The organism is Psychrobacter sp. 2Y5 (assembly GCF_051847375.1).
Taxonomy (GTDB): Bacteria; Pseudomonadota; Gammaproteobacteria; order Pseudomonadales; family Moraxellaceae; genus Psychrobacter.
The window spans coordinates 44,961-69,462 of the sequence record NZ_JBPYDA010000011.1; the positions used below are offsets into that span (position 1 = coordinate 44,961).

Here is a 24,502-nt window from a genome sequence, read left to right on the forward strand (position 1 = left end):
AAGGTATTAACATTATCTTCGACTTGCGCCTAGTCTGGAACGATTTTAGCGATCAGCAGTGCCTATTTATAAATGTTCAACACGCCCTAGTCTTCGCATACTTAATCTATCAGCAATAATAGCCATAAAGGAGTGGTCAATGAAAGCGCTTATTCAGCGAGTAAAGCAGGCGAGTGTCGAGGTCGATGGTCAAAGCGTTGGCGCAATCGAGCAAGGGATATTAACTTATATTGGTCTTGGTCCTGATGATGACTTACACACGGCGAAGCGTATGATCGATAAGATACTCACCTATCGTATCTTTGAAAATGAGAGCGATCCTGCGAAAACTGGCAAGCTTGATCAGAATGTACAGCAGGTCGGTGGCGGTTTATTATTGGTTTCGCAGTTTACTTTGATGGCGAAGACCGACAAAGGTCGTCGTCCTGACTTTGGTGGGGCGATGGGTCCTGAGGCGGCAAAGTCTCTATTTACAGAGCTAGTCGCTTATGCCAAGACTCAATATCCCAAAGTGTCGACGGGTGAATTTGGCGCGAATATGCAAGTGATGAGTATCAATGACGGACCGCTCAATTTTAATTTAGAAATGAGCTAATTTAGCAGTTCCTAATTTTTTACTAATAAAGGATAAGGGTTGACCGCGCTACCTTTGATATAAATCCCGTAGTGCACATGCGGCGGCGTGCCTTTGGCATTGCCGCTATCACCCACGTAGCCAATAGTGTCGCCGCTCTCGATCCAATCATTGACCTCAATATCGCCGTACTCTTCTAAATGCGCATAATAATGTCCTGCGCCGCCTGGACCAACAATGACCACAACGCGCCCGCCTAAGTTGTTTTCGCCCACTTTACTGACGATACCATGTGTAGTCGCTTGCACAGGGGTGTTACGCTCGGCAAAGATATCGATGCCTTCATGCGAGCGACCTGCACTGCGAGCAGCGCCCCAAGTATCAGTCAAATGCTGGCCGGGTAGCGGGCTTGGTAAGCTATTATCACTAGGCAATGCTTCTTGTAGTAGATTAACTTGCTGCCACTTGGCAACGATAAAGTTTTGTGTTTGCCAGCGCAGATTCGGTAGCACCTTATCTACGACGAACAGTAGTGCAAAGAGTAAAGCCGCTCTGAGTAATAGACTGAATATATGCCCAATAAGCGAAGGCTTAGGCGCTTTTGCATTAGAAGGTTTTGGTAGAGGTGGAGGCTTAGTGGCTGGCATCGCGCGCTCTTGTAATTTGGTTAATAGGTATAATATACCTTTATAACATATTGTTTTTAATATTATGATTGTCGCAAGACTGTTTAACACCTTAGGGACTGTTGAGCATTCGACCTTGACACTGACAGACCTTAATAATCACAATGTTTTTAGCTACATTTACATTTGCAGCTACTACTAGCTGAATTAACTTATGACTAATCTAAATACTGCCCTTATCATCGATACTGAAACCGATCAAGGCCGTGATCCGCGTCCTATTCAAGTGGCGACTATCAATGTCGCCACGGGTTTTGAGTGGATGAAGTATTTTAATAGTGGGCGTACGATATCGCCGGTAGTCATCAAGATTCATGGTATCACCGATGATGATGTCGCAGGGTGTGAGCGTTTTGAGTCAGATAAGTTTGAGCTGCCAGAGTATCTGATAGGACACAACGTACGCTTTGATTGGCGCGTGATAGGGAGTCCTTCGGCCAAGCTGATTTGTACGGTAAGACTGGCGCGAGTCGCTTTTCCTGAATGGAGGGGTTATAGTCAGTCCAAGTGCATCGAGCAGTTGCTAGGTAAAGACGAGGCGCAGCAAATGACTATCGCCGCTCACGATGCACTAGGCGACGCGCGAATGTGTTATTTGCTTTATAAAGCCTGTTGCGAGCGCCTAGAGATTGAGCCAACCGACTTTGCCGCTGCGCATAAGGTATCTAATACCGCCAGCCCCGCTAGTAGGATGCCTTTTGGTAAGCACAAAGGCAAGCTGATAAAAGAGGTACCTATCAGCTACATAAAGTGGATGCTGGGGAATATTCACAATATGCAGCCGACGCTGTATTCGGCGCTAACGAAGCGAGTAGAAGCAGAAAAAACCAAAGAGTGATGAGAGAAGTCAGTTTGTCACACCATAAATATCTGCTTTTAACCAACGATGCTGCTTAAATTTTGTTAAGGCTTATGACTGTTTATTTAACCAATCTACCGCCATCTGCCAGAGCTGCGGCGCTTTGCTATAAGTACTACGACTAAAGTAACGCATGTGCCCGATGTGACTCACGCCTAAATCTTTAGGGTCTAGATAGTGCTTTTCTACGGGAATATTTGGGAATACTCTAATCATATCGTCCATATTCTCGCTATTGGCAATATCATCATCACTAAAGCCGAGCCAGGATGAGGGCATAGTCAGATCATCATAGTAGTGATTGTGAATGGTTTTGCCTAGCGCCGTTTTGATATAGCCTGCGCCATTACACCACTCACGCCACTGACGCGCGACCCCGCGAGGTAGCGGCTCACCCATTCCGATTTTGTCAGCAGGCGTATAACCTAAGACTAAATTAGTTAGTGGAATAAACGCGTCCATAAAGCCCATGGCTTTGAGTTTATACGGCATGTCTAAGTTTTTGATGCGTCCTGATGAGCACGCAACGTTGAATACTGAGCTCAAAGCGGCATAGTTCGGCATCATCCCGATGAGCTGACCCCCAGCGCTATGTCCGATGAGATGATAACTGGCCTCTGGGAATTCGTACTGCAAAGCATCAAGTACCGCTGGCATGTCATGGCGACCCCAACTAATGAGAGAAGCATCAGACTTAGCTAGAGTAGTCGATAGAGACTGACCGATGCCTTCATTATCAAAGGTGATAACTCCAAAGCCTTGCTCCGCTAAGAAAGTGGCAAAATTAAGATAAAACTGACGCTTGATACCTGTCGCTGGCGCTATCATTACCGCTGTTTTTATCGCAAGGGTTGTCTCAGAATTGCTGTCGGTTTGCGGGCGATAGACAGTCGCCGCTAACGGCTGGTTACGCTCAGTCATAATGGTCAAGGGATAACTATCGATAGCGCTATTTTCAGTATTATTTGTATAATTATTGACATCATTGGCCGATGAATGAGTTGTTGCAGTTATTGCAAGAGTATCGTTATCGAGCATAATCATATCCTGATGGCTTAAAAGTGTCGTTGTTGAGTAGTGAGAAGTCGTTGATGACATCTGACGATAAGGCTTATGGTAAAATACATAGTAGATTAGGCTAATTAGCTAGTAGACTAAGCGAATTAAGCAGAAATAATTTAAACAAGATAAGCATGAACTATAAGCCAATATTTACCAACTTGCGTAGGAAAACACTAGCATAAAAATAACAGTTAAATAAAATATAGGACATATTATGATGCAAATGAAGATTAACAATGAAAACTATGAAGTCATTACCAGTAATGATATCTCAAACATAGAGCAAGCGGTCGATACATCTAGCTTAAGTATGCCTCTAGTGGCGGTCTACTGCGGCTCGCGCTTAGGTAATAATGAGATATACGAGCAGGCTGCACGTGAGCTTGGCAGAGCTTTAGCCTGTAACGGTCTAGGCTTAGTCTATGGCGGCGCCAGCATCGGACTGATGGGCGCAGTCGCGGATGAAGTCATCAAGGGTGATGCACAAGCGGTTGGAGTGATTCCAACCTTTATGCTCAAGCACGAAATCGCCCATCAAGGTCTGACTCGTTTGCATCTCACCGATACTATGCACACGCGTAAGACGGTGATGGCAGAGTATGCCGATGCCTTTATTACCTTACCTGGTGGCCTTGGAACGCTTGAGGAGATTATGGAAATCGCCACGTGGCGTCAGCTCTATCAGCACGAAAAACCGATGATTATCCTAAATATAAATGGCTTTTATGATCGTATGATTGAGCATCTCAAATTCACTACTGAGCAAGGCTTTATGAAGCAACAAGATCTAGAGCGCTTAGTCGTCTGTAACACTATTGACGAAGCTATAGAGCTGCTACAAACCATCGTTACTATCGAAGATGAGGTAGATACCAAAAAGATGGTCGGCAATTAGACTACCTTTACACTTAACCCTTTGCGCTCAATCAGCGACCGTTACATTAGCAACGGTCGCTTTGTTTATTATCGATACTATTCAACACGCTCTAATAAATGAGCAAAGCGGATCAATCTAAACCTCAGCAGTCGTCAGACTATCTAATGGCAACTCGCTAATACCATGGTTAACGCCTGCCATAGCTAAGGGGAAACCACGCTGTTTTGCAAGCTCTTGTGCGACTTCATGCACGGCTGCGCTGTTATTGCGCGCTAAATAAGCCCAGTCATGCGTATAGCGTTCTTTGTCAGCGGGCAAGTCTTTTACTAGCAGCCCTATATCTATCAGTTGCTTGACAATCTCATCAGCCGCCAATAACGTTGACGAGGCTTTGACATTCTCAGCACGAGCATAGTGTAGATGCTCATAAAGACTAACATCAGCTACTCGTAACGTATCGTCTTTGCCTGGGATTTGCTGACCACCGTATAGAGCATTACCTACTGTACGCGCACTATTAAAGGTTGGTACAAACTCTGCTATGTACTCAATCGCTTGCTGACTACGAGCTTGCAAAGGCGCTTTGTCCCAGCCATCTTCTATATAATGCAGATATTGGGAAGGTAGTTTTGGCTGCGCACTGTTTTCACTAGAAGCCACTAAACCATCATCGAACAAAGTGATAAATTTGCTCATACCATGAATCTGAAAATAACCGTCTGGATAAGGCGTTAGCTGTGCCATACCCTCTGGCGTACCGCGATCACCATAAACGATAATCTCTGGAATTTGACCCCCTGCATCCTCCCAGTGAGTAATATAAGAGGATTTGAACTCAACCATACGCTCAACATCTACCCCCACCATATCATCGATGACACCGGTGCGAAAACCACAAGCATTGATTAGATAATCGACTTCGATAGATTCGGTCTTGTCAGCGCTACCGCTGTCTTTACCCTCTTGCTGATAATCCACTCGCCATTTGCTGACATGATGATGAGCAGTCGTACAGTCGCTGCATTCAACAGCCGTCACTTGCTCAACTCGCGTATCGGTAAAGACATGGGCATTATCATAACCCTTTAGCGCTAACTGCGCTGAAGCGGCGAGGCGAAAGATATTCCAGCCGTACTCTTGTACCACAATCAGCGGAAACTTAACCTTATTTAAGTCCAAATACTTAGCAACAGGTATTACCCATTCATCCACCGTAGTTGGCACTGCCACTTGCTCACGCTCTGATAACTCAATCAAACGTTCATGGCTATAAAGTTGATAATAGTCCTCAGGATCGCCAAGTACTTTATTATTAGGATCTTGGGCAATAAGCTCACGATAAGCTTGGGTCAATATCTCAAGGCGCGGCAGTAAATCCTCGGGCATCCCCTCATCGCGATTAGGAACTGCAAAAACCGTTGGGCGCACGTCCATGGTATAAGGATAAAGACGTAAGATATCGATGCACTGTTTTAAGAGCGCTACGCAGTCCTCATCTGGGATTTCGCGATATAAGTTGCCACCGGCATGTAGATGACACATGGGCGGACCATCGATTAAGGAGGCTTTTTTCTCAAACAAATAAGTCTCAAGGCCTAGAGCAGCCAAACGAATAGCAATAGTAGCACCAGCAGTACCGCCGCCTAAGATACCAACGCGCTTAGGATTGTTATTTTTGTTCATCACAGGCTTACTAGTAAAACGGCTCGTAAGTATTTGGGATGGTGTTGTTGCTTTTTTATCATGGGATTGAGTCATTATTTTGCTCTTATTGTTTTGGCGTCTTTAACGGCTACAGGTATTAATATTTTCTTATTAACGTTTGAGAAGCAACTGTAGCTCACTACTTTTGATTACCAAGTATTTGAAGCTCATAGACGCAATTGGTTAAGAATAGTCGTATAAGGTACTTTGTAAATGATATGCGTGCGCAATAGGTTAAGTTCAATACGAAATACCAACCGTATGCGTTATTAATCAATTAGAGCTGTAAATAAAAATTGTGAAGTTGTACTTATCATTTAGACTGGTATTTTATAAAAAACTAAAGAGGCTGTCAGAGTAAATACGTAAGAATATGCATTAGTTTTGTCAGTGAAAACCAAAAAGAGGCACGACGACTAGATCAATTTTAGTTATCAGCAGTGCTCATTTATGAATGCTCAACAGACCCTAATGACTTGCAAAAATTTCAAACCTTTCCTATTTTGAACAGACTACATTCATATCTTGAACAGTAGTCTCAAAGTATGTGTGATCAATTTCTAAGCTTTTAATTATCGCTATAACAGTAGGTCGGCGTGGATGTTAAGGGACGCTAACGGAGACATTACTTGCATCAGGACCTAAAAACCGTTAAAATCGCGGTTCAATTTTCCCGCTGGGGAAAGGCTAAGAGAGCAAAGGTGTGGTGTTGGGTGCTGGAATAAGCCAGTGATGCAATTGCTAGACTTATAGATGTGCTTAGTGCCTCAGTTACGTATGCTTAAAGCTTCAATAAACAGGCATACATCGGACTTAAGAGAGTTTATTATGCGTAAAGATATCCATCCTAATTATCAAGAAGTTCTATTCCATGACACTAACGCTGACGTGTACTTTTTGACGCGCTCTACCGTTAATACAAAAGCCACTCGCGAGTACGAAGGTACAGAATATCCATACTATCCACTGGATATCTCAAGTGCATCACACCCCTTCTACACAGGCGAGCAGCGTAAGAGCTCTACCGAAGGCCGTGTGGCAAGCTTCAACAAACGCTTTGGCGCGTTTGGTGGTCGTAGCAAGAAAGCGACTAACGCTGAGTAAGCAATACGATCCTAATAGGCTTATCGATAAGATAAGGTTAAGCCAAAAAAAACCGCTAATGATTTAGCGGTTTTTTTATGCAAAGAAGCAAAAATAACAGTTCTTATTTTCTATACAGTGACTGAGCTGATAGCTCAGGTGTCAAACAATTCGGCTATAAGCTCCGCCAATTGCTGCGCCCAATACCCATACATGAGGCTACTGGGATGAAAGCCATCATCAGCAAACATGACCGAGATATCAATAGGCGCACCGTTTGCATGCTCGTCTAACATCCGCGAAAAATCGGTTGCCATGTAAGTCACACCCTGATGAGCGCTACAGACTCGCTGCAATATGTCATCGAGCTTTGTGGCTCTAGCTGCCACAAAATGATTTAAAGGCGCAGGCAATGCTGGCATTTGTTCCATCTGTGGCAATCTTGCAAAAATCAGCTGCCGCACTGCGAATTTACGCTGGGCAATAGTAATAATCGCTTCGAGTCGCTGTTGCCACTCAGCCGCTGCGACTTGTGTAGTCGTATCATTAACCCCAACACTGATAACCATGACATCAAGCGGCTGACTAGGTTTAGAGATGACATACAAGCGGCGTAAAATGTCAAAACTCGTATGCCCCGTTGTCGCCTGTACTGACCAGCTCAGCGTATCAAACTGCTGACCAAAGGCTTGATTATCTAGCGCTTGTTGCTGTAGGGCGGGTATCAGTTGACCTGCTAGCGCATCTTGTTGGGTTTGACTGCCAACTCCAGCCGCTGCCGAATCACCAACGACCATAACGCTTAAGGTATGGTCGTTGTCGTTTGTTATTTGCTGGACGGCGTCAGTAAGTCTAACTCGTCCATGACGCTCACCTTCAGGCTCAGGCAAACGCACGGTGTCGCGTTTGACCTTGTAGCCTTGATATAGATAGATAGGCGCTAGCAGCACCTCTTTTGCAGCGCCAGCTATTTTAGTCGTCGCTACCATCCTGTACGCTCCCGAATCGTAGTTAAAGTATCATCGATAAGTAGTTTGCCATCGACATAGACATCGCGTAGTAAGCCTTGAGCGCTGTTATCAAGCTCATCTACTTTAATGGTTTTTAGCTGACCACTGCTGTCTTTTATTAAGGCCAGTCGTCCTTTTTTTGAGCGTTTGGAGTGACTAGTGACAGGGTCTTTATAGATATCTATCCATTCGCCATCGATACAGATAGCGCTGGCTTTCATCGCCCAGCTCATCGTGTCGCGGTTGACTTGTTGTAGTAAGCCGCCGCCCATACCAAAGGTAATATTCTCCGCGCTAAAACCGGCATCCATCACCGCATCGATGATTTTGCCTAAGCTTTGCGCGTTAATGCCATCGCCTTGAATAATGCGTACACAATCTGGCAACACTTTATAGCCTTTGCTATTGATAGTGGTACCAAATTTTATCGCTAAGCGCTCTAAAGCTTCACGCACTACCTTCGTCGGCTCACCGCTATCGGGACGAATGACTAAAGTACCGCCCATGTTTTCGACCGCTTCTTTTAGCTCATCACCCCAGATATTGTCGATGGCATTCCACAAGTCGTAACTGTCAGAGACCACTGAAAAGGCTTTATCTTTGCCACCAAATTGCTCAATCATATTGGCAAAAGCAGCCGTTTCACCATCGCGGCCCCAAGCGGTCATCGTGCTATGCTCAGCGGCAGGAATAGAAAAAGCTGCCATCTCCTTATCCATACCGTACCAACGACTAGCAGCGACCAAAGCCGTCATCGAGTCGGTACCTGAGAAATTCACTAAGTTCGCCAAACTGCCTAGCGCCACTGACTCAAAGCTAGAAGCCCCGCGAGCGCCAAAATCATGCAAGCGAAAGGGTAGTGAATCCGTATTATCGGCGGACTTCTCTAGTGCCTTACGGATAATACCCTTACAGTAATAAGAGACGCTAGCCACCGTTGAGGGATACCAAATAGCGCGCAGTAGCGCGGTTTCGATATAGCTTGGCAGCCAATAAAAATCAGGGTCGGTATTGATGACCTGGCAGACGACATTGGAAACAGGGACGATACTACCTTCGGGAACGGCTTCGATACGTAGCGGTAGATAGCCGTTATGTCTCTCTAATAATAGCTCCCATCCCGTGCGATTAAAGGTCAAGCCGTGTGCCTCAATAACGAGCTCGGCTTCATCGATATCTTGCTGAGTGATGGGCTTGCTAAGGTACTCTTTGATAAAAGCTTGCAGACCAAAGAACACCACATCGTAGTCGCCTTTTCGCGCTTCGACATAGCTTGACATATACTCGCTACCCGCTGGATATTGCACCCAGTGCGAGGTCTTGTAGCTGTCGGAATTTAAGATAAGATTGTTGAAATTGCTAGTGTACATCACAGAACTCCTCTGCTTTGAATTAAATGGATCACTTGCGTTACGTCTGAGCTATAGAGTGACTTGAAGTACTAGAGGTACATCTGCTTCCTTCTATAATCCAGACGTTTAACAATTTATCCATTAACATCGTTTTATTTAGAATAATAAACGATGTATAAAAACCCTTGCCGTCTATCGGCTTAGGCAGTGAAACTGAATAATTAACTAAAGCCCGACCATCTTAGTGATAATCGCATAATGATCTTCGAACATCATCTTCGCGTCTAGCTCAGCTAGCGGTAACCAAAAAGCATTGGTAGCGTCATCACCACCTTTCACTTTCGGTAGACCTTTTGCATCATTCTTTAATTGTAAATAAAAGGCTTGCGTAAGGGTACGACCGCGCGCGGAGCGATATGGATCATCAAAGGTATGCTGGCTGTGAAACGAGCCGCGTAGTACAGGCTCCGGCACCTTTAGACGCGTTTCCTCCCTAAGCTCGCGGATGCAGGCATCAAATAAGGTTTCTTTTGGATTGAGAAAACCGCCTGGCAAAGCCCAAAGTCCGCGTCCCGGCATACTGCGGCGCTCAACCAGTAAGATATGTCCGGATTGCACTACAAGTGCATCGGCAGTCATGAATGTCGGCGGGTAAGGTGCAGACTCCCATTGTTTTTTGTATTTATCAATAAACCCTGCTTCTTCGTGCAGCCGCTGGTACTCGTCCGTTTTATTGAACGCTTTTAACACTTGGCGGGTGGACTCAGGCGTACGTTCAGGGGTCGGCATCGCACCCATCAGATAGCTATCGCGAATAGGCGTTGCCGACAAGTTTTGATAATTAGGTACAGAGACCGAAGCCCAGTTCGGAAAAAGCGAGAGGTAGTATGAAGAGCTGTCTTTTGAATGACCAATCAAGCCAATATCTGCGCTCAAATTATCGGTGACCGATCTGACGCCCGCTTGTACATACTTTAGCCAGCGCGTGTCGTTGTAGAGCGCATCATCGAGCGCCACACAGTGAATACGCGCGGCTTCTTCATCGCTATATGCGCCTTTGATCATCGCAGTACGCTCGGCGACCGAAAATGGATTGCGTAGGCTACGTGGCAAGTTAGCAGAACCTATCAGCATAATGACATTATCTGCGCGCTGCAAAGCCTCATCGATAACCGCTTTATGTCCACAGTGAAAGGGCTGAAAACGCCCGATAAAAACCAGATATTTATAGTGTTTATGGTTGTTATTATTAGCTGCTGCTGATGCGCTCATAAACCTTTTTCCCTACGACAAGCTTATTTGTTATTACTCAAAAAATGTATAATGACGCTAATATTGACACAAGCGCTTAGCGGCTGACAAGTGTAAAGATGTTTTGCGCCAAAACTAGGGTCTGTTGAAGCTAAGCTCATGTAAAAGACCCTTCTACTCTTGCATGAATAGAAGGGTCTCAAGCAGTTCTTTTAGATAACTAAATTAATCTGACAGCGATTCAATCTTCTCTAAACCTTGCTGCTTAATAACTGCGCTGACACCCTCATCAGCTTCCATACGCTTGATAAAACCGTTTAAATTATTGTATTTAGACAAATCAATGTCAAACTTTTTTGCCCACGTTAACGTCACATAAAGATAAACGTCAGCGGTAGTTTTCGTACCTGTTAGATAGTCATGTTTACTTAACTGCTCGTTTGGCAATCTGATTAAGTGGGCGATTTTTTCTTTAGCTTTTTGCTTTAAGCTCTCTTGTGCTTTATCACCTTCAACGAAACCATCAGGGCCAAACAGTGGCGCAAAGGCTTTATGTAGATCAGCATTAACGAACGCTAGCCAATGCATCACTTGTGCTTTGCCCGCAGGGGAAGTGTCTGTGCCAAATATATTGGCATCAGGATAATTGGCATCGATATAGACTTGGGTGGCAATATTTTGGGTAACAATATTTTTAGAACCATCAGTCTCGCCATCGACGATTGCTGGTACCGCACCTTGTGGATTAATTTTTAGATACTCTTCTGATTTGACTGAATCATGGTCTAGTAACTCAAGCTCATAATCAGCACCAGTCCATTCTAAGGCGGTATGGGGAACGATAGCACAAGTTCCTGGGATGACGTATAATTTCATAACTTACTCCTGTTAGTTATTGTTTGCATTGAAAGTTTTTTATTAGTTATTCTTACCGAGTCTAACGAGGGTGAGCGCTTAAGTTAGTTATCTTCTGTGACATTGGTTTAATACTTGTAGTCTTAGTTTGCTCTAGCTGGCATATTTTTCGATCCAGGCGGCTACTGTTGGCCAGATCTCTTTTGCGGCGTTGCGGCTCATAAGTACTCGTGTATGATCGTAATCCTCTAAATGCCCGCTGGATTTTGCGTACTCACAAAAAACATTATCAGCATGGCTAAACTCATCAAAAAACAGCTTGCAGCCTTGAGCTGGGGAGATAAATAGATCGCCTCTACCACTGATGGCGTAGATAGGCGTAGTAATATTTGCCATACCTTGCCGATAATCAAAACGCTCATTTGCGGGCTTCAGCTGTTTATCGATATCTTTATTTTTTATAAAGCTACTTTTAAAGTTTTTTTGTAGATTCCAGTCATACCACTGGGTCATCGTGTAGTAGCTTTCATTAAAAGGGCCGAGACCGAGCTTTTTGGCAGGTATATAGCCAAGCAGCTTAGTAAAGATTTTTGCTGCAAGGATTTTGGCGTAACTGATCGGGTTTAGGACAGCGCCGTAGGCTTGGCAAGCAAAAGTACTGATACTATTAATCTTAGTGATATAACTAGGATTCTGCACTAAAAACATCGCTAGGCCAACACCGCCGCCGCTATGAGTGACGCAGTGCAAGTTATCAAGCTTGAGATCGTCAAATAAGTAGCGAAAAGCAGCCTCATAGTCATGAGTAGCCACGCTCTCAAAGTTAAATCTACTCTCAGGGATCGAGCTGCTCCCATGTCCGCGCCACTCCATGATATAGCAAGTATGGCCAAGGCCTGCTAGATAACTGGCGATACCTAAGCAGACTTTTTTGTCCGAAAAAGTACCGTGAGTCAAAAAGATATTTTGTCTCTTTATCGCCTTTTGCGATGGTTTATTAACAGTCTCATCAGTAACTTCCCAAACGGCGATTTTTTCGCCATCTCTGGTGGTTATTAAGGTTAAGTCTTCAGAAATCATAAAATAGTGGCTTGTAAAGGGAAGGAGAAAGCATAGGCGCAGTGGCTAGTAGCTTGATACTGGTATTGTGCTACTTAAATAAAGAGTCGTCATATCCTATAACGATAGTGGCTTGATAATCAATATTATCGCCTTAATATAAAGGAAGTAGTGATGACGATTAAATCACAGTAGCGAGGTCGGAATTAAAACCTATTTGGGTTATAATAGCGCTCAAAGGCTTTATTCAGTGAAAAAATAGTTCGCAAAAATGCTATGGCTTAAAATCATAATATACACTGGTATTTTTGAACAAAATTAACTTTTACTTTAACAGGTTAAGTTTTTTTAAATAATAGCCATTAAATTAAAATCGTTTTAATGATAGGTATGTAAACTGACGACACAACGGTGCTAGCAATCAGGCGTCGGTGTCATAACGTACAGGAAATACTATGAGTAATCAAAACCCAACTGCAAGTGCTCCTACTAGCAATGAAGCAGAGTTTGAGTCTGCGCTTGATACCGAGCAAACTGAAGCTAAAAGTAATATTACTATAACTGAGTCAGCGCAAGGCTATTTGGCTGATTTATTATCCAAGCAAGATACTGACGGTATCGGTGTCCGGATCTTTGTGGAGCATCCAGGTACGCCACGTGCTGAGTGCTGTATGGCCTATAATCAGCCCGGCGAAGAAGATAGCGCCGATCTAAAATTCAGCTATGATAATTTTGCTGCCTTTATCGATGCCGCTTCTGTACCTTACTTAGAAGACGCGGTGATTGATTATAATAAAGACCGCTTCGGTGGCCAGCTGACCTTCCGTGCTCCTAACTCAAAAGTGCCGAAAGTAGGCGCTGATGCCAGTATTGAAGAGCGTATCAACTATGTGCTTCAGTCAGAGATTAATCCAAGTCTTGCCGCGCATGGTGGTGATGTGCAACTGCTTGAACTCATCAAAGAAGAAGGTGTTGGCCTGACTGCAGTGCTGAAGTTCGGTGGCGGTTGTCAGGGCTGCTCAGCAGTTGATATGACTCTGCGTCAAGGCGTTGAAGTACAGCTTAAGCAACAAATTCCAGAGTTGACGCAAGTCGTTGATGATACCGATCATACCCGCACTGAAAACGCTTATTATAAATAAGCTCTGTATAAAGATGGGTTGTTAATTCTCTTTGCTTATGATATTTATTCATTAAGTAATAAAAAATTCGCTATTCTTTTCATAAGGAAGCTGGGTTATGATTAACTCAGCTTTTTTTATGCCTAACATTTGATTATCATTGAATAAGCTTTCAATCCGATGATTTTTTAGAGATTAAACTACAGTTAGTTCACTTTAAAACCGATATAGTGCTACTAGTAGCACGATGATATTAACGTAGCGATTTTATTTCGAATTGGCTATAACTTAGAAATCGCAATTAATAAGGAGTACATTATGAGCGAGGAAAATGCAGAAAACGGTAACCATAATCAGCGTTTAGAGACGTTAGCGATTCATGCTGGCTATAGCGTTGAGCAGACCACAAAAGCCGTTGCCGTACCGATTTATCACACGAGCTCCTATGCTTTTGACGATACTCAACACGGCGCTGATCTATTTGATTTAAAGGTCGCGGGCAACATTTATACCCGTATCATGAATCCGACCAATGCGGTACTAGAGGAGCGAGTGGCCGCGCTTGAAGGGGGTATCGGCGCTCTAGCCGTTGCCTCTGGTATGGCAGCGATTACTTATGCGGTGCAGACCATCTGCGAGATGGGCGACAATATCGTTGCGGTATCGACCTTGTACGGCGGTACTTATAACTTCTTTGCTCATACGCTGCCGCGTCAAGGCGTCGAGGTGCGTTTCTTTGATCATAAAAACCCCGAATCGATTCGCGATCTAATCGATGATAAAACCAAGATGGTGTTTGCTGAGAGTATCGGTAATCCGCTAGGTAATATCATCGATATCCAAGCGGTAAGTGACATCGCGCATGAGTATGGCGTGCCAGTAGTGATAGATAATACGGTTGCTACGCCTGCGCTCTGTCGTCCGTTTGAATACGGCGCTGATATCGTTATTCACTCACTCACCAAATATATGAGCGGCACAGGAACTTCAATCGGTGGTGCTATTGTTGATAGCGGTCAATTTGCTTGGGGCGATCATCCTAAGCGCTTTCCACTACTGAACGAGCCAGACGCTAGCTACCACGGTGTTAACTTCGTCAAAGACGTCGGTGCGGCGGCCTTTATTGCACGCGCTCGCGTGGCACCGCTGCGTAATACAGGGGCGGCGCTCAGTCCGCTCAACGCCTTTGGAATCTTGCAAGGCATTGAGACTCTAAGCCTACGTATGGAGCGCCATGTCCAGAACGCCCAAGCGGTCGCTGAGTATCTAAAGGGTCATGACAAGGTCGCTTGGATTAAGTATGCAGGCCTAGAAGATCATCCTGATCACGCTTTGGCGCAGAAATACATGAAAGGCACGCCATCAGCGATTCTAACCTTCGGCGTAAAAGGCGGCCGCGAAGCTGGCGCGCGCTTTATTGATGCGCTGCAGCTGATTACGCGTTTGGTCAATATCGGCGATGCAAAGTCGCTAGCGAGCCATCCTGCGACCACCACGCATCGGCAGCTCAACGGTCAAGAGCTAGAGCAAGCCGGCGTCACCGAAGACATGGTGCGCTTGTCGATTGGTATTGAGCATATCGAAGATATCAAAGCCGATCTTGAGCAAGCTTTGGCTAAAGCTTAGTGTTTTAGATAGCTCGCTTTATATCTTTGGTTAGATAAAATGATTAGCTAAAATAAAAATCCCATCTCAAGATAGAGGTGGGATTTTTTTGATACTTATAATTAATAATATTTAAGATTAATAGTACTTAAGATTAATAGTACTTAAAGCAAAAAGTAATCAAAGCTATTTAAGCAGTCAATACGCGCCGCGCTATATCTTTGTAGAGTTGCGACTCTAGACGGGGACCGAACTGCTGAATCACTTGCGCTGATACTTCACCGGCTAGACGCCCACACTCAGGGAGTGAGTAATGCTGTGATAAGGCATATAAAAAAGTCCCTGAGTAATTATCTCCGGCGCCATTGGTATCGATAACGTCGATAACTTTTGGGGTAGGGACTTGATGGATATCGATACTGGTCTGCTCATCAGGCTTATGCGCGATAATGGTATCATTAGCGCCATCGGTCACTACCGCAATTTGGCAATAGTTAAGAAGGGCACGAGCGGCGGCCTTAATTTGCTTTTTTTCAGTGAACAGTTTGGCTTCTTCGCTATTGCAAAATATCACCGCTACTTTATTACCGAGCATATTGAGCAGGCCTTCTTTGGCAAACTTTATCACGGCAGGGTCGGCAAAACTGACGGCTATTTTAGCATTATGAATACCGGCTTGCTGGCGCAGTTTAGTCATAGCCGGCTGAATACCTTCTGACATGGCAAGATAGCCTTCTAAATAGAGCCAATCTGCCCTTGTTAGTGCCTCAAAGTTGACGTTTTCCTCGCTGATATCGCTTGAGGTACCGAGGTAAGTCTGCATGGTACGCTCACCATCATCTGTTACCGCCACCACGCATGAGCCGGTAACACCGCCTTCATGAATCGATCGCTCTGAGGTTGCAACGCCCGCATTATGTAAGTCTTCTAAGTAGAATTTTCCAGCCTCATCATCGCCGACGCGGCAGGCATAAAAAGGCTTGCCGCCAAGACTGGCAAAGGCATACATAGCGTTAGCCGCTGAGCCGCCGCCCGCTTGTTTTGAAGGTTCGATATTGGCCAGCTGGAAGTAAGCAAGCAATTGCTGCTGCTCTTCAAACGCCGCGAGCGTCATATTGCCTTTGGTTAATTCCGTCTCTTCTAAGGCGGCATCGCTCAACACATATTCGTGATCGACCAATGCATTACCTATTGCTATCACATCGTACATGGCTTACTTCTCCTAATTGAATGCTAGAACGCTATTTTAAAACAAGCGAAATAAATACAAACTGTCTTTATCGTAACGGCCGCTAAGCTTGTAGCTCAAGTAAACGCTGATATAAAGCGTTCTTTTTGACCCCAGTGATATCGGAGGCTAAGCTTGCAGCTTTTTTTACTGACAAGTCTTTAAGTAGACGCTCCAAAAGCTCATCATGGATGCTGATATCAGCATCCTTTACGTTAGCCTCTCCTGCAACAACGACGACTATTTCACCGCGCTGTTGATTGTCATCGGTTGTGACAAACTTAACCAAATCGCCAAGCGTCGTTTTATGTACGGTCTCAAAAGTCTTAGTCAGCTCGCGGCAAAACGTTGCCTCGCGCTCTGTCCCAAATACCGCAGCCATATCGCTCAAGCTTGCGATAATACGATGCGGCGCTTCATAAAATATTAAGGTTTCCGTACGCGCTTTTAGCGCCTCTAATTGCTTTTGACGGCCATGAGTCTTCGCATTCAAAAAACCAATGAAACTAAAGCGATCGGAGGGCAGACCGGCTACCGAGAGCGCAGCAATAGCGGCTGAAGCACCGACGATAGGCGATACTTTTACTCCAGCATCATGAGCGGCTTGTACCAATTGATAGCCGGGGTCACTGACCAAAGGCGTACCGGCATCACTGATTAAAGCAACGGAGTGCCCTTGCTCGATCATCTCAATAATCTTGGGTGTTTGAATCGCGCTATTGTGCTCATGATATGCCCAAAGCTTATTGTGACCTTTTTTATTTGCGTCGTTCTGTGACAATGCTTCTGTCTTAGCATTATCACGATTAATATCAGTTTCATTGGCTTTATCAGCTTTAGTATGAATACCGAAATGTGACAACAGCTTGCCTGAGGTGCGAGTGTCTTCGCAGGCGATAATGTCGACTTGTTTCAGGATATCAATCGCATGCGCAGTCATGTCAGCAAGATTGCCTATAGGAGTAGCAACGATGTACAAACACGCTGGCATCTTTGTAAGGGTGGACATGAAAACCTCAAATCGCTATAAAAAATTAGAATAAAAAGTAAAAGCTGTAAAGCTTAGCTAGTTTAGCATGTTGTGCTATGATAATTCTGAAATGTTGCGCAGACTAATTAAGGCTATGACCTATAAAAAGCCGAATAAAAGACCAGAACATAAACCGCTACTATTGACCTCGCCCAGGCAGCGCCAAGGCAGCCATTATGAGCATCAGGCTTGTGAGTATCTGCAAGCAAAAGGGCTTATCTTGATTGCAAAAAACTGGCAAAAACCCAAAGTAGGTGAGCTTGATTTAGTAATGCTAGAGACCGGAAAATCATGGTCGACCTTAGTGTTTATCGAAGTGCGGCAACGCCGAATATCCAGCTTCGGCGATGCCGCGCTCAGCATAACGGCGGCAAAGCGACATAAAATTATCAAGACCGCCAAATATTTTTTGCAGCAGCATCCTAAGTACGCCGATTATGAGTGTCGCTTCGATGTGATTGCTTATGATACGACTGATTATCATCGCAAGCTCAGAGACGCTGCGCTCAGTGCGGGGCCAGAATGGCTACAAGGAGCTTTTGCAGCACAGGCTTGGTAGCCAAATATCTATGTTAGCAATGCTTAGTCATCAATGTTTATTTATCAATGCTTAGGCGAGATATCTTTGACCTAAATGCTATTATAAATTAAGAGCTATAAGCTCAATCGTTAATAGATATCGTTACCAAAAACCTAACTACTAATGGCGAAAATTAAGTAAAGTAGCTAAACTCCTTAGAGATCTATAAAGGTCATAAAATCGTATCAATCACGCTCTAACAATCATGCTCCAAGAGGTAAATAATGATAAGGATGTCTCCGCTCGCTGCTATCTCAAACACCTTAAGTCGTCAAACGTGTGTCAAAATGATGATGACTAGCCTAGTGGCGGCAAGTCTCGCTATCACCGGTTGCACGACTAACTATCTAACCAATAGCACCAACGGTACTTATGGCGTACCGGTCACCGAGCGTACTATTCCGCAGCGTTTGCTCGATCGTAGTATAGAGCACACGGCCAAAATCAACGTCTACGGATTACAAGAGAATCTGCAGCAAAACAGCCGGATGAGCATAGACAGCTTCAATAGTGAAGTATTGCTGAGCGGGGAAGTTCCTACTGAGGCGCTCAAATCGCAAATAGAGCAAGTCATTAAGTCAATGCCTGATGTGCGGCAAGTCTATAACGAGCTTAGCGTTAGTGTCGCTCGCGGTTATAGCTCAACGGTACAAGATGGTTATATCACCTCAAAGCTACTGGCAAAAGTCGCGACGAGCGATGGGGTAAAGTCATCCCAGCTCAAAGCGGTAACCAATAACGGTGTGGTTTATATCATGGGCCGCATGACCCCAACGCAGCAGAGTAATTTAATCGATATCGCCAATGATACGGCGGGCATCACCGAGCTAGTGTTATTTACGACCTTAGTCAATGATATAGGCGCGACTATCAGCGATGAAGACATCATGACTGATCCTACTTTGGCTACTAATGTAGATGTCACGGTACCAAACGCCACTGCAGTTATTAGAACCCCAACACCAGCCTCTACTAACAGCGCGGTTGTCGCTCCCGTCGCTGACAATACGCAGCCTATTAACGCTCCTGCAGAGACGCCGATAGCCCCTAGATCCTCTAGTCCTTATGTTGACTTGTACCAAGATGAGTAGAGGTTAGAATAGGCTGAGCATTCACAAGAATGCTAACCATTATCACAGGGTTTATCTGACTTCATCATCTTTAACCATTAAGCTATTTACTGTTGTAGAAGCTCGCATCTTACTTTTAACAGATAAAACCAGAATAATAGGAGAGTAGACCATGAAGCAGCCAGCCAATGCGCCCCAATCAGCAAGTATTAACTCTGAGCCGTCACGTCAATTGAAGCTCGTAAAGAAATCTAAGCTTGTAAAGATAGGGGTGACGGCCGCGTTTGCGTTTGGCGGTATGCTAGTGGCCACTCAGCAGGCGCAAGCATTATCCGCATTGGCTATAGTCAACGGTCTGACTGCGAGTGGCGGCGTTACGGTCAGTAAAGATATCTTATATGGTGATGAGTCAGCGCAAGACTTAGATGTCTACTATCCCAAGCCATTAGCGCAAGCGATGAAGACTGAAAAGGCGATTACCAGTAGTTACCCTATGGTGGTGTTCGTCCATGGGGGCTCGTGGGAGAGTGGCAATAAAGACGAATACGCTTTCGTCGGTCAAAGCTTAGCGCAGGCCGGTTATGTTACGGCGGTCATTAATTATCGTAAAGCGCCTGAACACGTTTATCCTGATTTTGTGGAAGACACCGCGCAGGCTATCGCCTGGAGTTATAAAAATGCTGAAAGCCTACATGCGGATCCACAGCGCTTAGCGGTGATCGGACACTCAGCTGGCGCATTCAATGTGGTCGCGGCTATGTCTAACGAGGATTTTTTAGCGCCTTATGGCGTTAGCCCAGACGATATCACCGCCGTTATCGGTATCGCTGGGCCTTATAGCTATGACTTTCGAAAATATGGCGGTTCCAGCGCCTTTGCCAATGATGCGACGCCTGACGAAGTGATGCCTGATCGACAAATTAAAGGTCCACAGCCGCCTTATCTATTACTGACCGCCGAGAATGATAAAACGGTTTATGACACCAATACCGTGAAAATGACTCAGGCTCTCAAAGATTACGGCGCAACGGTTGAGAATGGTGAGATAAAAGGCGCCAGTCATGCCACTAGCATTGGCGCCATGGCACCACCACTGCGCTGGGTCAATGATGTGCGCGCGCAAGTCTTAAGCTATCTCAATAAAAAGCTTAACTAAAAAAGTCTGAGCCTATTGATAAAACAGTTAATGTTTTTATTGCATTATCACTAGCTCTCATCTGCTGTTTTATAACACAGCTGATAGCTAGCAGTATAAGTAGCTGATGCTTGACAATACTGTGCTAGACAATACTGTCAGAGAGTCAAACTCTTGTTATAATGTCGCACGCGTAATAAAAATACTGAAATAAAACATCTTTAAAGAATAAAGGATACTTTATGAGCATGAACGCTGATGATTTAATCGCATTTTTACAGCAGCATTATCCAGACGCTTTTATTCAAGCAGCCAATCAAGGTAATAAGTTTGATGTACGCGTGGTGGATGCCAGCTTTGAGGGCAAGCGCAGCGTACAGCGCCAACAAGCTATTTATGCGTTAGTCAATGACAAGATAGCAAGCGGTGATATACATGCGCTCAATATTCAAGCCTTGACGCCTGCTGAATGGGAAGTGCAGTCAAAGGGCTAAAATGCTACGCCCAAAGCTAAGCTTACTAACACATATCAGCTTACTAGCTAGTGTTACTAGACTCGTTTCGGTCTATTTTACTTATCATCATAACTACCCTTAGGTTGTCATTTTATGGATCAATTCTTAATTACCGGAAGCAGTCGTATTGCAGGTGAGGTCACCATCTCCGGTGCTAAAAACGCTGCTTTACCGTTATTGGCGGCGATGATATTAGCCGAAACCCCAACGACTTTGCATAACGTGCCTTCACTCCAAGATGTGCGCACTTTAATTCAGCTCATCGGTGGTATGGGAATCGATATCCATAAAGATGGCGATACAGTGACTTGTGATACTAAAAATATAGATAATTTCTACGCGCCGTATGACTTAGTTAAAACCATGCGCGCCTCTATCTTGGTCTTAGGGCCACTGCTAGCCCGTTTTGGGGAAGCGGAAGTGTCTTTGCCAGGGGGTTGCGCGATTGGCTCGCGTCCTGTTGATCAGCATCTTAAAGCTTTTGAAGCGATGGGAGCTGAGATCAGCGTAGAAAATGGCTATGTCAAAGCTCAAGCACCAAAAGGGGGTAAGCTGATCGGCTGTAAGTTTTCTTTTGATATGGTGACGGTTGGCGGTACTGAAAACGTCATCATGGCTGCCGCTTTAGCGAAAGGAACGACGGTTCTTGGTAACTGTGCGCTTGAGCCAGAAGTCGTCGATCTAGCCAATATGCTCGTGGCAATGGGCGCGAAAATTAGCGGCATTGGCACCGCGACGATGACTATTGAAGGTGTTGAACGCTTACAAGGCTGTGAGTATTCGGTGGTACCTGATCGTATCGAGACAGGCTCTTATCTGGCCGGTGCTTTGATGACGCGCGGTGATGTATTGACCAAGAAAACGTCGGCTGCATTGTTGATTCCTGTACTAGAGAAGTTTGAGTCGATGGGCGCGTTGATTACCACAGGTGAGGATTGGATTCGCGCGCAGATGAGTATTCGTCCGCAGCCTGTCGATATTCGTACTCAGCCTCATCCAGGCTTTCCTACTGATATGCAAGCTCAGCTAATGGCTATCTCTTGCCTGGCTGATGGCACGAGTACCTTTATTGAAAATATCTTTGAAAATCGCTATATGCATGTGCCAGAGCTCAATCGCTTGGGCGCCTCTATCCAAGTCGATGGCCATACGGCTGTCGTGAAGGGTGTTGAGAACTTCACAGCGGCACCAGTGATGGCAACTGATCTGCGAGCCTCTATGTCGCTAGTAATGGCGGCAGCGGCGGCTGAAGGTGAAAGCCTTATTGACCGTATTTATCATATCGATCGCGGTTATGAAGACGTTGAAAATAAACTACGCGCTTTAGGCGTGAACATTGAGCGTATTAACAGCAACGACTGATACTGATAATACGAGCGCTGTTTTTGATAAAGGGTCGCAAGACTGCTATAGAACAAACCCCCTTAAATCGACGCTTAATATTTGCAATCGACACTTATTATTTAAATTTTATCCAAACTTTAGAAAAAACTATGACTGGAAATAATGAAAAACAGCAGGACAACGCTTTATTGAACGAAGTGGACAATGAGTTTAATGGTCTAACCTTAGCGCTTTCTAAAGGCCGTATTCTTGATGAAACTATGCCGCTGCTGCAAGCAGCTGGGGTGGATTTGTTAGAAGACCCTAGTGCATCGCGCAAGCTTATCTTCCCAACCACCAACCCAAATGTGCGCGTACTGATTTTGCGAGCAAGCGATGTGCCTACTTATGTAGAGCATGGCGCCGCTGATTTTGGGGTGGCAGGAAAAGACGTCTTACTTGAGCATGGTGCCAATCATGTTTATGAACTTTTAGATCTACAAATCGCACAATGTAAGCTGATGACGGCTGGCGTTAAGGGTGCTACGTTGCCTAATCGCCGTTTGCGCATCGCTACTAAGTACGTCAATGTTGCCCGCGCTTATTTTGCCAGTCAAGGTCAGCAAGTCGATGTCATCAAGCTTTATGGCTCGATGGAGCTTGCGCCTTTAGTGGGCTTGGGCGATTTGATCGTCGATGTCGTCGACACTGGTAATACCTTGATTGCGAATGGTCTTGAGCCGCGCGATCATATCTGTGATGTCTCCTCGCGGCTAATTGTCAATCAAGTCAGTTATAAGCGCAAGTTTGCTTTACTTGAGCCTATTTTAGATAGTTTTAAAGAGAGTATAACAGCGTCAGTATAACAGCTGCTTCTTAGCGCAAAGTTTTATCCATTAATAATATAAAACCTCATTATCTGAGTGTAGCAATCAGTTTAGTACCGTATTTTATATAGGGCGTGCTACACTGGTTTTATTATGCTTGCTCTTTATACAAGCAAAAATATGACCATAAGTAATCATTTACGTGGTTAAGGTTTGCTTTGAAATCGCTTATCATTTTGCTGATCGACTCATTATCAGCTCAACCATAGGATCCAGTTATGCGCCAATTGACTACTCAAGATAGTGACTTTGAGCAGCAACTATCTACTTTGCTTGCTTTTGAGACCGTTAACGATGGGGGTTTATTAAAGACTGTTGATGATATTATCGCGCAGGTGCGTGCTCATGGTGATATAGAGGTGTTGGCGTTAACACAAAAATTTGATCAGCATCCTGCCACAACAATGGCCGAGCTAGAGATCTCACAAGAATCTTTAGTGAAAGCTTTTACCACGCTTGATACTGAGGTAAAAGAAGCGCTGAACACCGCTGCCACGCGAGTCAAGGATTTTCATGAGCGTCAAGTACAAGAAAGCTGGCACTATGAAGATGAGTTGGGTAATCGTTTGGGTCAAAAAGTCACGCCGCTTGATCGCGTCGGCATCTATGTGCCCGGCGGCTTAGCCTCTTATCCTTCCTCAGTACTGATGAACGCTATCCCCGCAAAAGTCGCTGGCGTGAGTGAAGTCATCATGGTGGTACCTGCGCCTAATGGCGTGCTCAACCCCTTGGTATTGGCTGCCGCGCATTTGGCAGAAGTTGACCGAGTCTTTACCGTAGGAGGAGCGCAGGCGGTAGCTGCTTTAGCCTATGGCACCGAAACGATTCCGCAAGTAGATAAGATCACAGGCCCAGGTAACAAATACGTCGCTGCCGCTAAGCGTGCCGTTTTTGGTCAAGTGGGCATCGATATGATCGCCGGGCCCTCTGAAGTATTGGTTTATGCTGAAGGCGAAGCCGATGATCGAGCAGACTGGCTAGCGATGGACTTGTTATCACAAGCCGAGCATGACCGTATCGCACAAGCTATTTTTGTCACTACAAGTAGTGAGCAATTAGCCGAGGTCGCTGCGGAGATTGACAAGGCTTTGAGCGAGCTACCTAAAGCGGATATCGCGCGCGACTCTCTGCAAAACCGTGGCGCTTTGATACTGGTTAAAGATAGAAAGGACGGTATGGCACTGATTAATCGTATTGCGCCTGAGCATTTAGAGCTGTCTGTTGATGATCCAGAGAGCCTGCTTGATGACGTTCGTCATGCTGGGGCGATATTTATGGGTCGTCATACTCCAGAGGCTATCGGCGATTACTGCGCTGGACCTAACCATGTCCTACCTACCTCAGGCACGGCCAGATTCTCATCGCCGTTAGGGGTTTATGATTTTCAAAAAAAATCTTCTATCATCTATTGTAGTGAAGGGGGCAGTAAGCCTTTAGCCCAGACCGCTGATATCTTAGCGCAGCGTGAAGATTTAGAGGCGCACGCGCGTTCTGCTCGTTATCGTTACCAGTAAGACTTTATAAATAACTGAATGACAGCATAAAAATATAGACGTACTAATAGATATAATAAACCCTCGATGACTCATAAACAGTCATCATGATGCGGGGCTGATCATTTTTAACTTGTTTCTTA

At 45.0% G+C, this 24,502-nt stretch carries 23 protein-coding genes; 13 read left to right on the top strand and 10 right to left on the bottom strand.

All coding sequences use genetic code 11. The features are described from left to right. Positions 1 to 139: 139 nt before the first annotated feature. Positions 140 to 595, top strand: a complete 456-nt coding sequence (dtd, locus tag ACS8E3_RS11250; protein WP_439244231.1) for a D-aminoacyl-tRNA deacylase — start codon at positions 140 to 142, stop codon at positions 593 to 595. A gap of 11 nt (positions 596 to 606) precedes the next feature. Here the strand turns inward: dtd and ACS8E3_RS11255 are convergent, their stop codons facing one another. Continuing rightward, a complete protein-coding gene (locus tag ACS8E3_RS11255; protein ID WP_439244233.1) occupies positions 607 to 1,221 on the bottom strand; it encodes a M23 family metallopeptidase in 615 nt (204 codons plus the stop codon). 193 nt (positions 1,222 to 1,414) lie between these two features. Between ACS8E3_RS11255 and ACS8E3_RS11260 the strand changes: the two genes are divergently transcribed. Further along, positions 1,415 to 2,098, top strand: coding sequence for a 3'-5' exonuclease (locus tag ACS8E3_RS11260; protein ID WP_439244234.1), 684 nt, complete (start codon positions 1,415 to 1,417; stop codon positions 2,096 to 2,098). A gap of 72 nt (positions 2,099 to 2,170) precedes the next feature. Here the strand turns inward: ACS8E3_RS11260 and ACS8E3_RS11265 are convergent, their stop codons facing one another. Further along, complete coding sequence (locus ACS8E3_RS11265) at positions 2,171 to 3,157, bottom strand: alpha/beta hydrolase family protein (protein WP_439244236.1); 987 nt, start codon at positions 3,155 to 3,157, stop codon at positions 2,171 to 2,173. 241 nt (positions 3,158 to 3,398) lie between these two features. On the opposite strand from ACS8E3_RS11265, the gene ACS8E3_RS11270 reads away from it, so the two are divergent. After that, entirely contained in the window at positions 3,399 to 4,076 is a 678-nt protein-coding gene (locus tag ACS8E3_RS11270; RefSeq protein WP_439244284.1) for an LOG family protein, read from the top strand. Between the two features lie 117 nt (positions 4,077 to 4,193). Here ACS8E3_RS11270 and ACS8E3_RS11275 read toward each other — a convergent pair whose 3' ends face one another. Beyond that, the gene (locus ACS8E3_RS11275; RefSeq protein WP_439244285.1) at positions 4,194 to 5,741 is read right to left on the bottom strand and encodes an FAD-dependent oxidoreductase; all 1,548 of its coding nucleotides are present in this window, start codon (positions 5,739 to 5,741) and stop codon (positions 4,194 to 4,196) included. Between the two features lie 849 nt (positions 5,742 to 6,590). On the opposite strand from ACS8E3_RS11275, the gene ACS8E3_RS11280 reads away from it, so the two are divergent. Then, the gene (locus tag ACS8E3_RS11280) at positions 6,591 to 6,866 is read left to right on the top strand and encodes a type B 50S ribosomal protein L31 (RefSeq protein WP_439244238.1); all 276 of its coding nucleotides are present in this window, start codon (positions 6,591 to 6,593) and stop codon (positions 6,864 to 6,866) included. Positions 6,867 to 7,000: 134 nt separating this feature from the next. Here ACS8E3_RS11280 and ACS8E3_RS11285 read toward each other — a convergent pair whose 3' ends face one another. The 5 genes from ACS8E3_RS11285 to ACS8E3_RS11305 form a co-directional block, all read right to left on the bottom strand. Continuing rightward, on the bottom strand, positions 7,001 to 7,834 hold the full coding sequence (locus tag ACS8E3_RS11285; protein ID WP_439244240.1) for an SGNH/GDSL hydrolase family protein: 834 nt from the start codon (positions 7,832 to 7,834) through the stop codon (positions 7,001 to 7,003). After that, complete coding sequence (locus ACS8E3_RS11290) at positions 7,828 to 9,225, bottom strand: nicotinate phosphoribosyltransferase (protein WP_439244242.1); 1,398 nt, start codon at positions 9,223 to 9,225, stop codon at positions 7,828 to 7,830. Before ACS8E3_RS11290 ends, ACS8E3_RS11285 begins: the two co-directional genes overlap by 7 nt. A 207-nt stretch (positions 9,226 to 9,432) precedes the next feature. Further along, positions 9,433 to 10,479, bottom strand: coding sequence for a bifunctional nicotinamide-nucleotide adenylyltransferase/Nudix hydroxylase (locus ACS8E3_RS11295; RefSeq protein ID WP_439244244.1), 1,047 nt, complete (start codon positions 10,477 to 10,479; stop codon positions 9,433 to 9,435). Between the two features lie 204 nt (positions 10,480 to 10,683). Next, entirely contained in the window at positions 10,684 to 11,334 is a 651-nt protein-coding gene (locus tag ACS8E3_RS11300) for a glutathione S-transferase family protein (protein WP_439244246.1), read from the bottom strand. Between the two features lie 132 nt (positions 11,335 to 11,466). Further along, positions 11,467 to 12,393: an alpha/beta fold hydrolase gene (locus tag ACS8E3_RS11305; RefSeq protein ID WP_439244248.1), complete on the bottom strand. Its 927-nt coding sequence runs from the start codon at positions 12,391 to 12,393 to the stop codon at positions 11,467 to 11,469. A gap of 434 nt (positions 12,394 to 12,827) precedes the next feature. Between ACS8E3_RS11305 and nfuA the strand changes: the two genes are divergently transcribed. Both nfuA and ACS8E3_RS11315 read left to right on the top strand, forming a co-directional pair. Continuing rightward, the gene (gene nfuA, locus ACS8E3_RS11310; RefSeq protein ID WP_439244249.1) at positions 12,828 to 13,514 is read left to right on the top strand and encodes a Fe-S biogenesis protein NfuA; all 687 of its coding nucleotides are present in this window, start codon (positions 12,828 to 12,830) and stop codon (positions 13,512 to 13,514) included. A gap of 297 nt (positions 13,515 to 13,811) precedes the next feature. After that, a complete protein-coding gene (locus ACS8E3_RS11315; RefSeq protein WP_439244251.1) occupies positions 13,812 to 15,119 on the top strand; it encodes an O-acetylhomoserine aminocarboxypropyltransferase/cysteine synthase family protein in 1,308 nt (435 codons plus the stop codon). 169 nt (positions 15,120 to 15,288) lie between these two features. Here the strand turns inward: ACS8E3_RS11315 and ACS8E3_RS11320 are convergent, their stop codons facing one another. Together ACS8E3_RS11320 and rsmI are read right to left on the bottom strand one after the other, a co-directional pair. After that, positions 15,289 to 16,308 (bottom strand): adenosine kinase, encoded by a 1,020-nt coding sequence (locus ACS8E3_RS11320; RefSeq protein WP_439244253.1) that lies wholly within the window; start codon positions 16,306 to 16,308, stop codon positions 15,289 to 15,291. Between the two features lie 82 nt (positions 16,309 to 16,390). Continuing rightward, a complete protein-coding gene (gene rsmI / locus ACS8E3_RS11325; RefSeq protein ID WP_439244255.1) occupies positions 16,391 to 17,335 on the bottom strand; it encodes a 16S rRNA (cytidine(1402)-2'-O)-methyltransferase in 945 nt (314 codons plus the stop codon). Positions 17,336 to 17,402: 67 nt separating this feature from the next. On the opposite strand from rsmI, the gene ACS8E3_RS11330 reads away from it, so the two are divergent. The 7 genes from ACS8E3_RS11330 (at position 17,403) to hisD (ending at position 24,380) form a co-directional block, all read left to right on the top strand. Next, complete coding sequence (locus ACS8E3_RS11330) at positions 17,403 to 17,915, top strand: YraN family protein (RefSeq protein WP_439244256.1); 513 nt, start codon at positions 17,403 to 17,405, stop codon at positions 17,913 to 17,915. A gap of 254 nt (positions 17,916 to 18,169) precedes the next feature. After that, a complete protein-coding gene (locus ACS8E3_RS11335) occupies positions 18,170 to 19,027 on the top strand; it encodes a BON domain-containing protein (RefSeq protein WP_439244258.1) in 858 nt (285 codons plus the stop codon). 151 nt (positions 19,028 to 19,178) lie between these two features. Then, positions 19,179 to 20,162: an alpha/beta hydrolase gene (locus tag ACS8E3_RS11340; protein WP_439244260.1), complete on the top strand. Its 984-nt coding sequence runs from the start codon at positions 19,179 to 19,181 to the stop codon at positions 20,160 to 20,162. A gap of 221 nt (positions 20,163 to 20,383) precedes the next feature. Then, the gene (locus ACS8E3_RS11345; protein WP_439244262.1) at positions 20,384 to 20,635 is read left to right on the top strand and encodes a BolA family protein; all 252 of its coding nucleotides are present in this window, start codon (positions 20,384 to 20,386) and stop codon (positions 20,633 to 20,635) included. Between the two features lie 114 nt (positions 20,636 to 20,749). After that, the gene (gene murA, locus ACS8E3_RS11350) at positions 20,750 to 22,018 is read left to right on the top strand and encodes a UDP-N-acetylglucosamine 1-carboxyvinyltransferase (RefSeq protein WP_439244264.1); all 1,269 of its coding nucleotides are present in this window, start codon (positions 20,750 to 20,752) and stop codon (positions 22,016 to 22,018) included. 131 nt (positions 22,019 to 22,149) lie between these two features. After that, positions 22,150 to 22,845, top strand: a complete 696-nt coding sequence (gene hisG, locus ACS8E3_RS11355) for an ATP phosphoribosyltransferase (RefSeq protein ID WP_439244265.1) — start codon at positions 22,150 to 22,152, stop codon at positions 22,843 to 22,845. Positions 22,846 to 23,084: 239 nt separating this feature from the next. Beyond that, positions 23,085 to 24,380 (top strand): histidinol dehydrogenase, encoded by a 1,296-nt coding sequence (gene hisD, locus ACS8E3_RS11360; RefSeq protein WP_439244267.1) that lies wholly within the window; start codon positions 23,085 to 23,087, stop codon positions 24,378 to 24,380. Positions 24,381 to 24,502: the final 122 nt, after the last annotated feature.

What these genes read in the sequence shown, in the direction of transcription:
- ACS8E3_RS11255 (WP_439244233.1), bottom strand. Translation starts at nt 1,221, where the DNA reads ATGCCAGCCACTAAGCCTCCACCTCTACCAAAACCTTCTAATGCAAAA.
- ACS8E3_RS11295 (WP_439244244.1), bottom strand. Translation starts at nt 10,479, where the DNA reads ATGAGCGCATCAGCAGCAGCTAATAATAACAACCATAAACACTATAAA.
- ACS8E3_RS11300 (WP_439244246.1), bottom strand. Translation starts at nt 11,334, where the DNA reads ATGAAATTATACGTCATCCCAGGAACTTGTGCTATCGTTCCCCATACC.
- ACS8E3_RS11335 (WP_439244258.1), top strand. Translation starts at nt 18,170, where the DNA reads ATGTCTCCGCTCGCTGCTATCTCAAACACCTTAAGTCGTCAAACGTGT.
- ACS8E3_RS11340 (WP_439244260.1), top strand. Translation starts at nt 19,179, where the DNA reads ATGAAGCAGCCAGCCAATGCGCCCCAATCAGCAAGTATTAACTCTGAG.
- ACS8E3_RS11345 (WP_439244262.1), top strand. Translation starts at nt 20,384, where the DNA reads ATGAGCATGAACGCTGATGATTTAATCGCATTTTTACAGCAGCATTAT.
- ACS8E3_RS11280 (WP_439244238.1), top strand. Translation starts at nt 6,591, where the DNA reads ATGCGTAAAGATATCCATCCTAATTATCAAGAAGTTCTATTCCATGAC.
- murA (WP_439244264.1), top strand. Translation starts at nt 20,750, where the DNA reads ATGGATCAATTCTTAATTACCGGAAGCAGTCGTATTGCAGGTGAGGTC.
- nfuA (WP_439244249.1), top strand. Translation starts at nt 12,828, where the DNA reads ATGAGTAATCAAAACCCAACTGCAAGTGCTCCTACTAGCAATGAAGCA.
- rsmI (WP_439244255.1), bottom strand. Translation starts at nt 17,335, where the DNA reads ATGTCCACCCTTACAAAGATGCCAGCGTGTTTGTACATCGTTGCTACT.
- ACS8E3_RS11305 (WP_439244248.1), bottom strand. Translation starts at nt 12,393, where the DNA reads ATGATTTCTGAAGACTTAACCTTAATAACCACCAGAGATGGCGAAAAA.
- ACS8E3_RS11275 (WP_439244285.1), bottom strand. Translation starts at nt 5,741, where the DNA reads ATGAACAAAAATAACAATCCTAAGCGCGTTGGTATCTTAGGCGGCGGT.
- ACS8E3_RS11290 (WP_439244242.1), bottom strand. Translation starts at nt 9,225, where the DNA reads ATGTACACTAGCAATTTCAACAATCTTATCTTAAATTCCGACAGCTAC.
- ACS8E3_RS11270 (WP_439244284.1), top strand. Translation starts at nt 3,399, where the DNA reads ATGCAAATGAAGATTAACAATGAAAACTATGAAGTCATTACCAGTAAT.
- ACS8E3_RS11260 (WP_439244234.1), top strand. Translation starts at nt 1,415, where the DNA reads ATGACTAATCTAAATACTGCCCTTATCATCGATACTGAAACCGATCAA.
- ACS8E3_RS11320 (WP_439244253.1), bottom strand. Translation starts at nt 16,308, where the DNA reads ATGTACGATGTGATAGCAATAGGTAATGCATTGGTCGATCACGAATAT.
- dtd (WP_439244231.1), top strand. Translation starts at nt 140, where the DNA reads ATGAAAGCGCTTATTCAGCGAGTAAAGCAGGCGAGTGTCGAGGTCGAT.
- ACS8E3_RS11330 (WP_439244256.1), top strand. Translation starts at nt 17,403, where the DNA reads ATGTTGTGCTATGATAATTCTGAAATGTTGCGCAGACTAATTAAGGCT.
- ACS8E3_RS11285 (WP_439244240.1), bottom strand. Translation starts at nt 7,834, where the DNA reads ATGGTAGCGACGACTAAAATAGCTGGCGCTGCAAAAGAGGTGCTGCTA.
- ACS8E3_RS11265 (WP_439244236.1), bottom strand. Translation starts at nt 3,157, where the DNA reads ATGCTCGATAACGATACTCTTGCAATAACTGCAACAACTCATTCATCG.
- ACS8E3_RS11315 (WP_439244251.1), top strand. Translation starts at nt 13,812, where the DNA reads ATGAGCGAGGAAAATGCAGAAAACGGTAACCATAATCAGCGTTTAGAG.
- hisD (WP_439244267.1), top strand. Translation starts at nt 23,085, where the DNA reads ATGCGCCAATTGACTACTCAAGATAGTGACTTTGAGCAGCAACTATCT.
- hisG (WP_439244265.1), top strand. Translation starts at nt 22,150, where the DNA reads ATGACTGGAAATAATGAAAAACAGCAGGACAACGCTTTATTGAACGAA.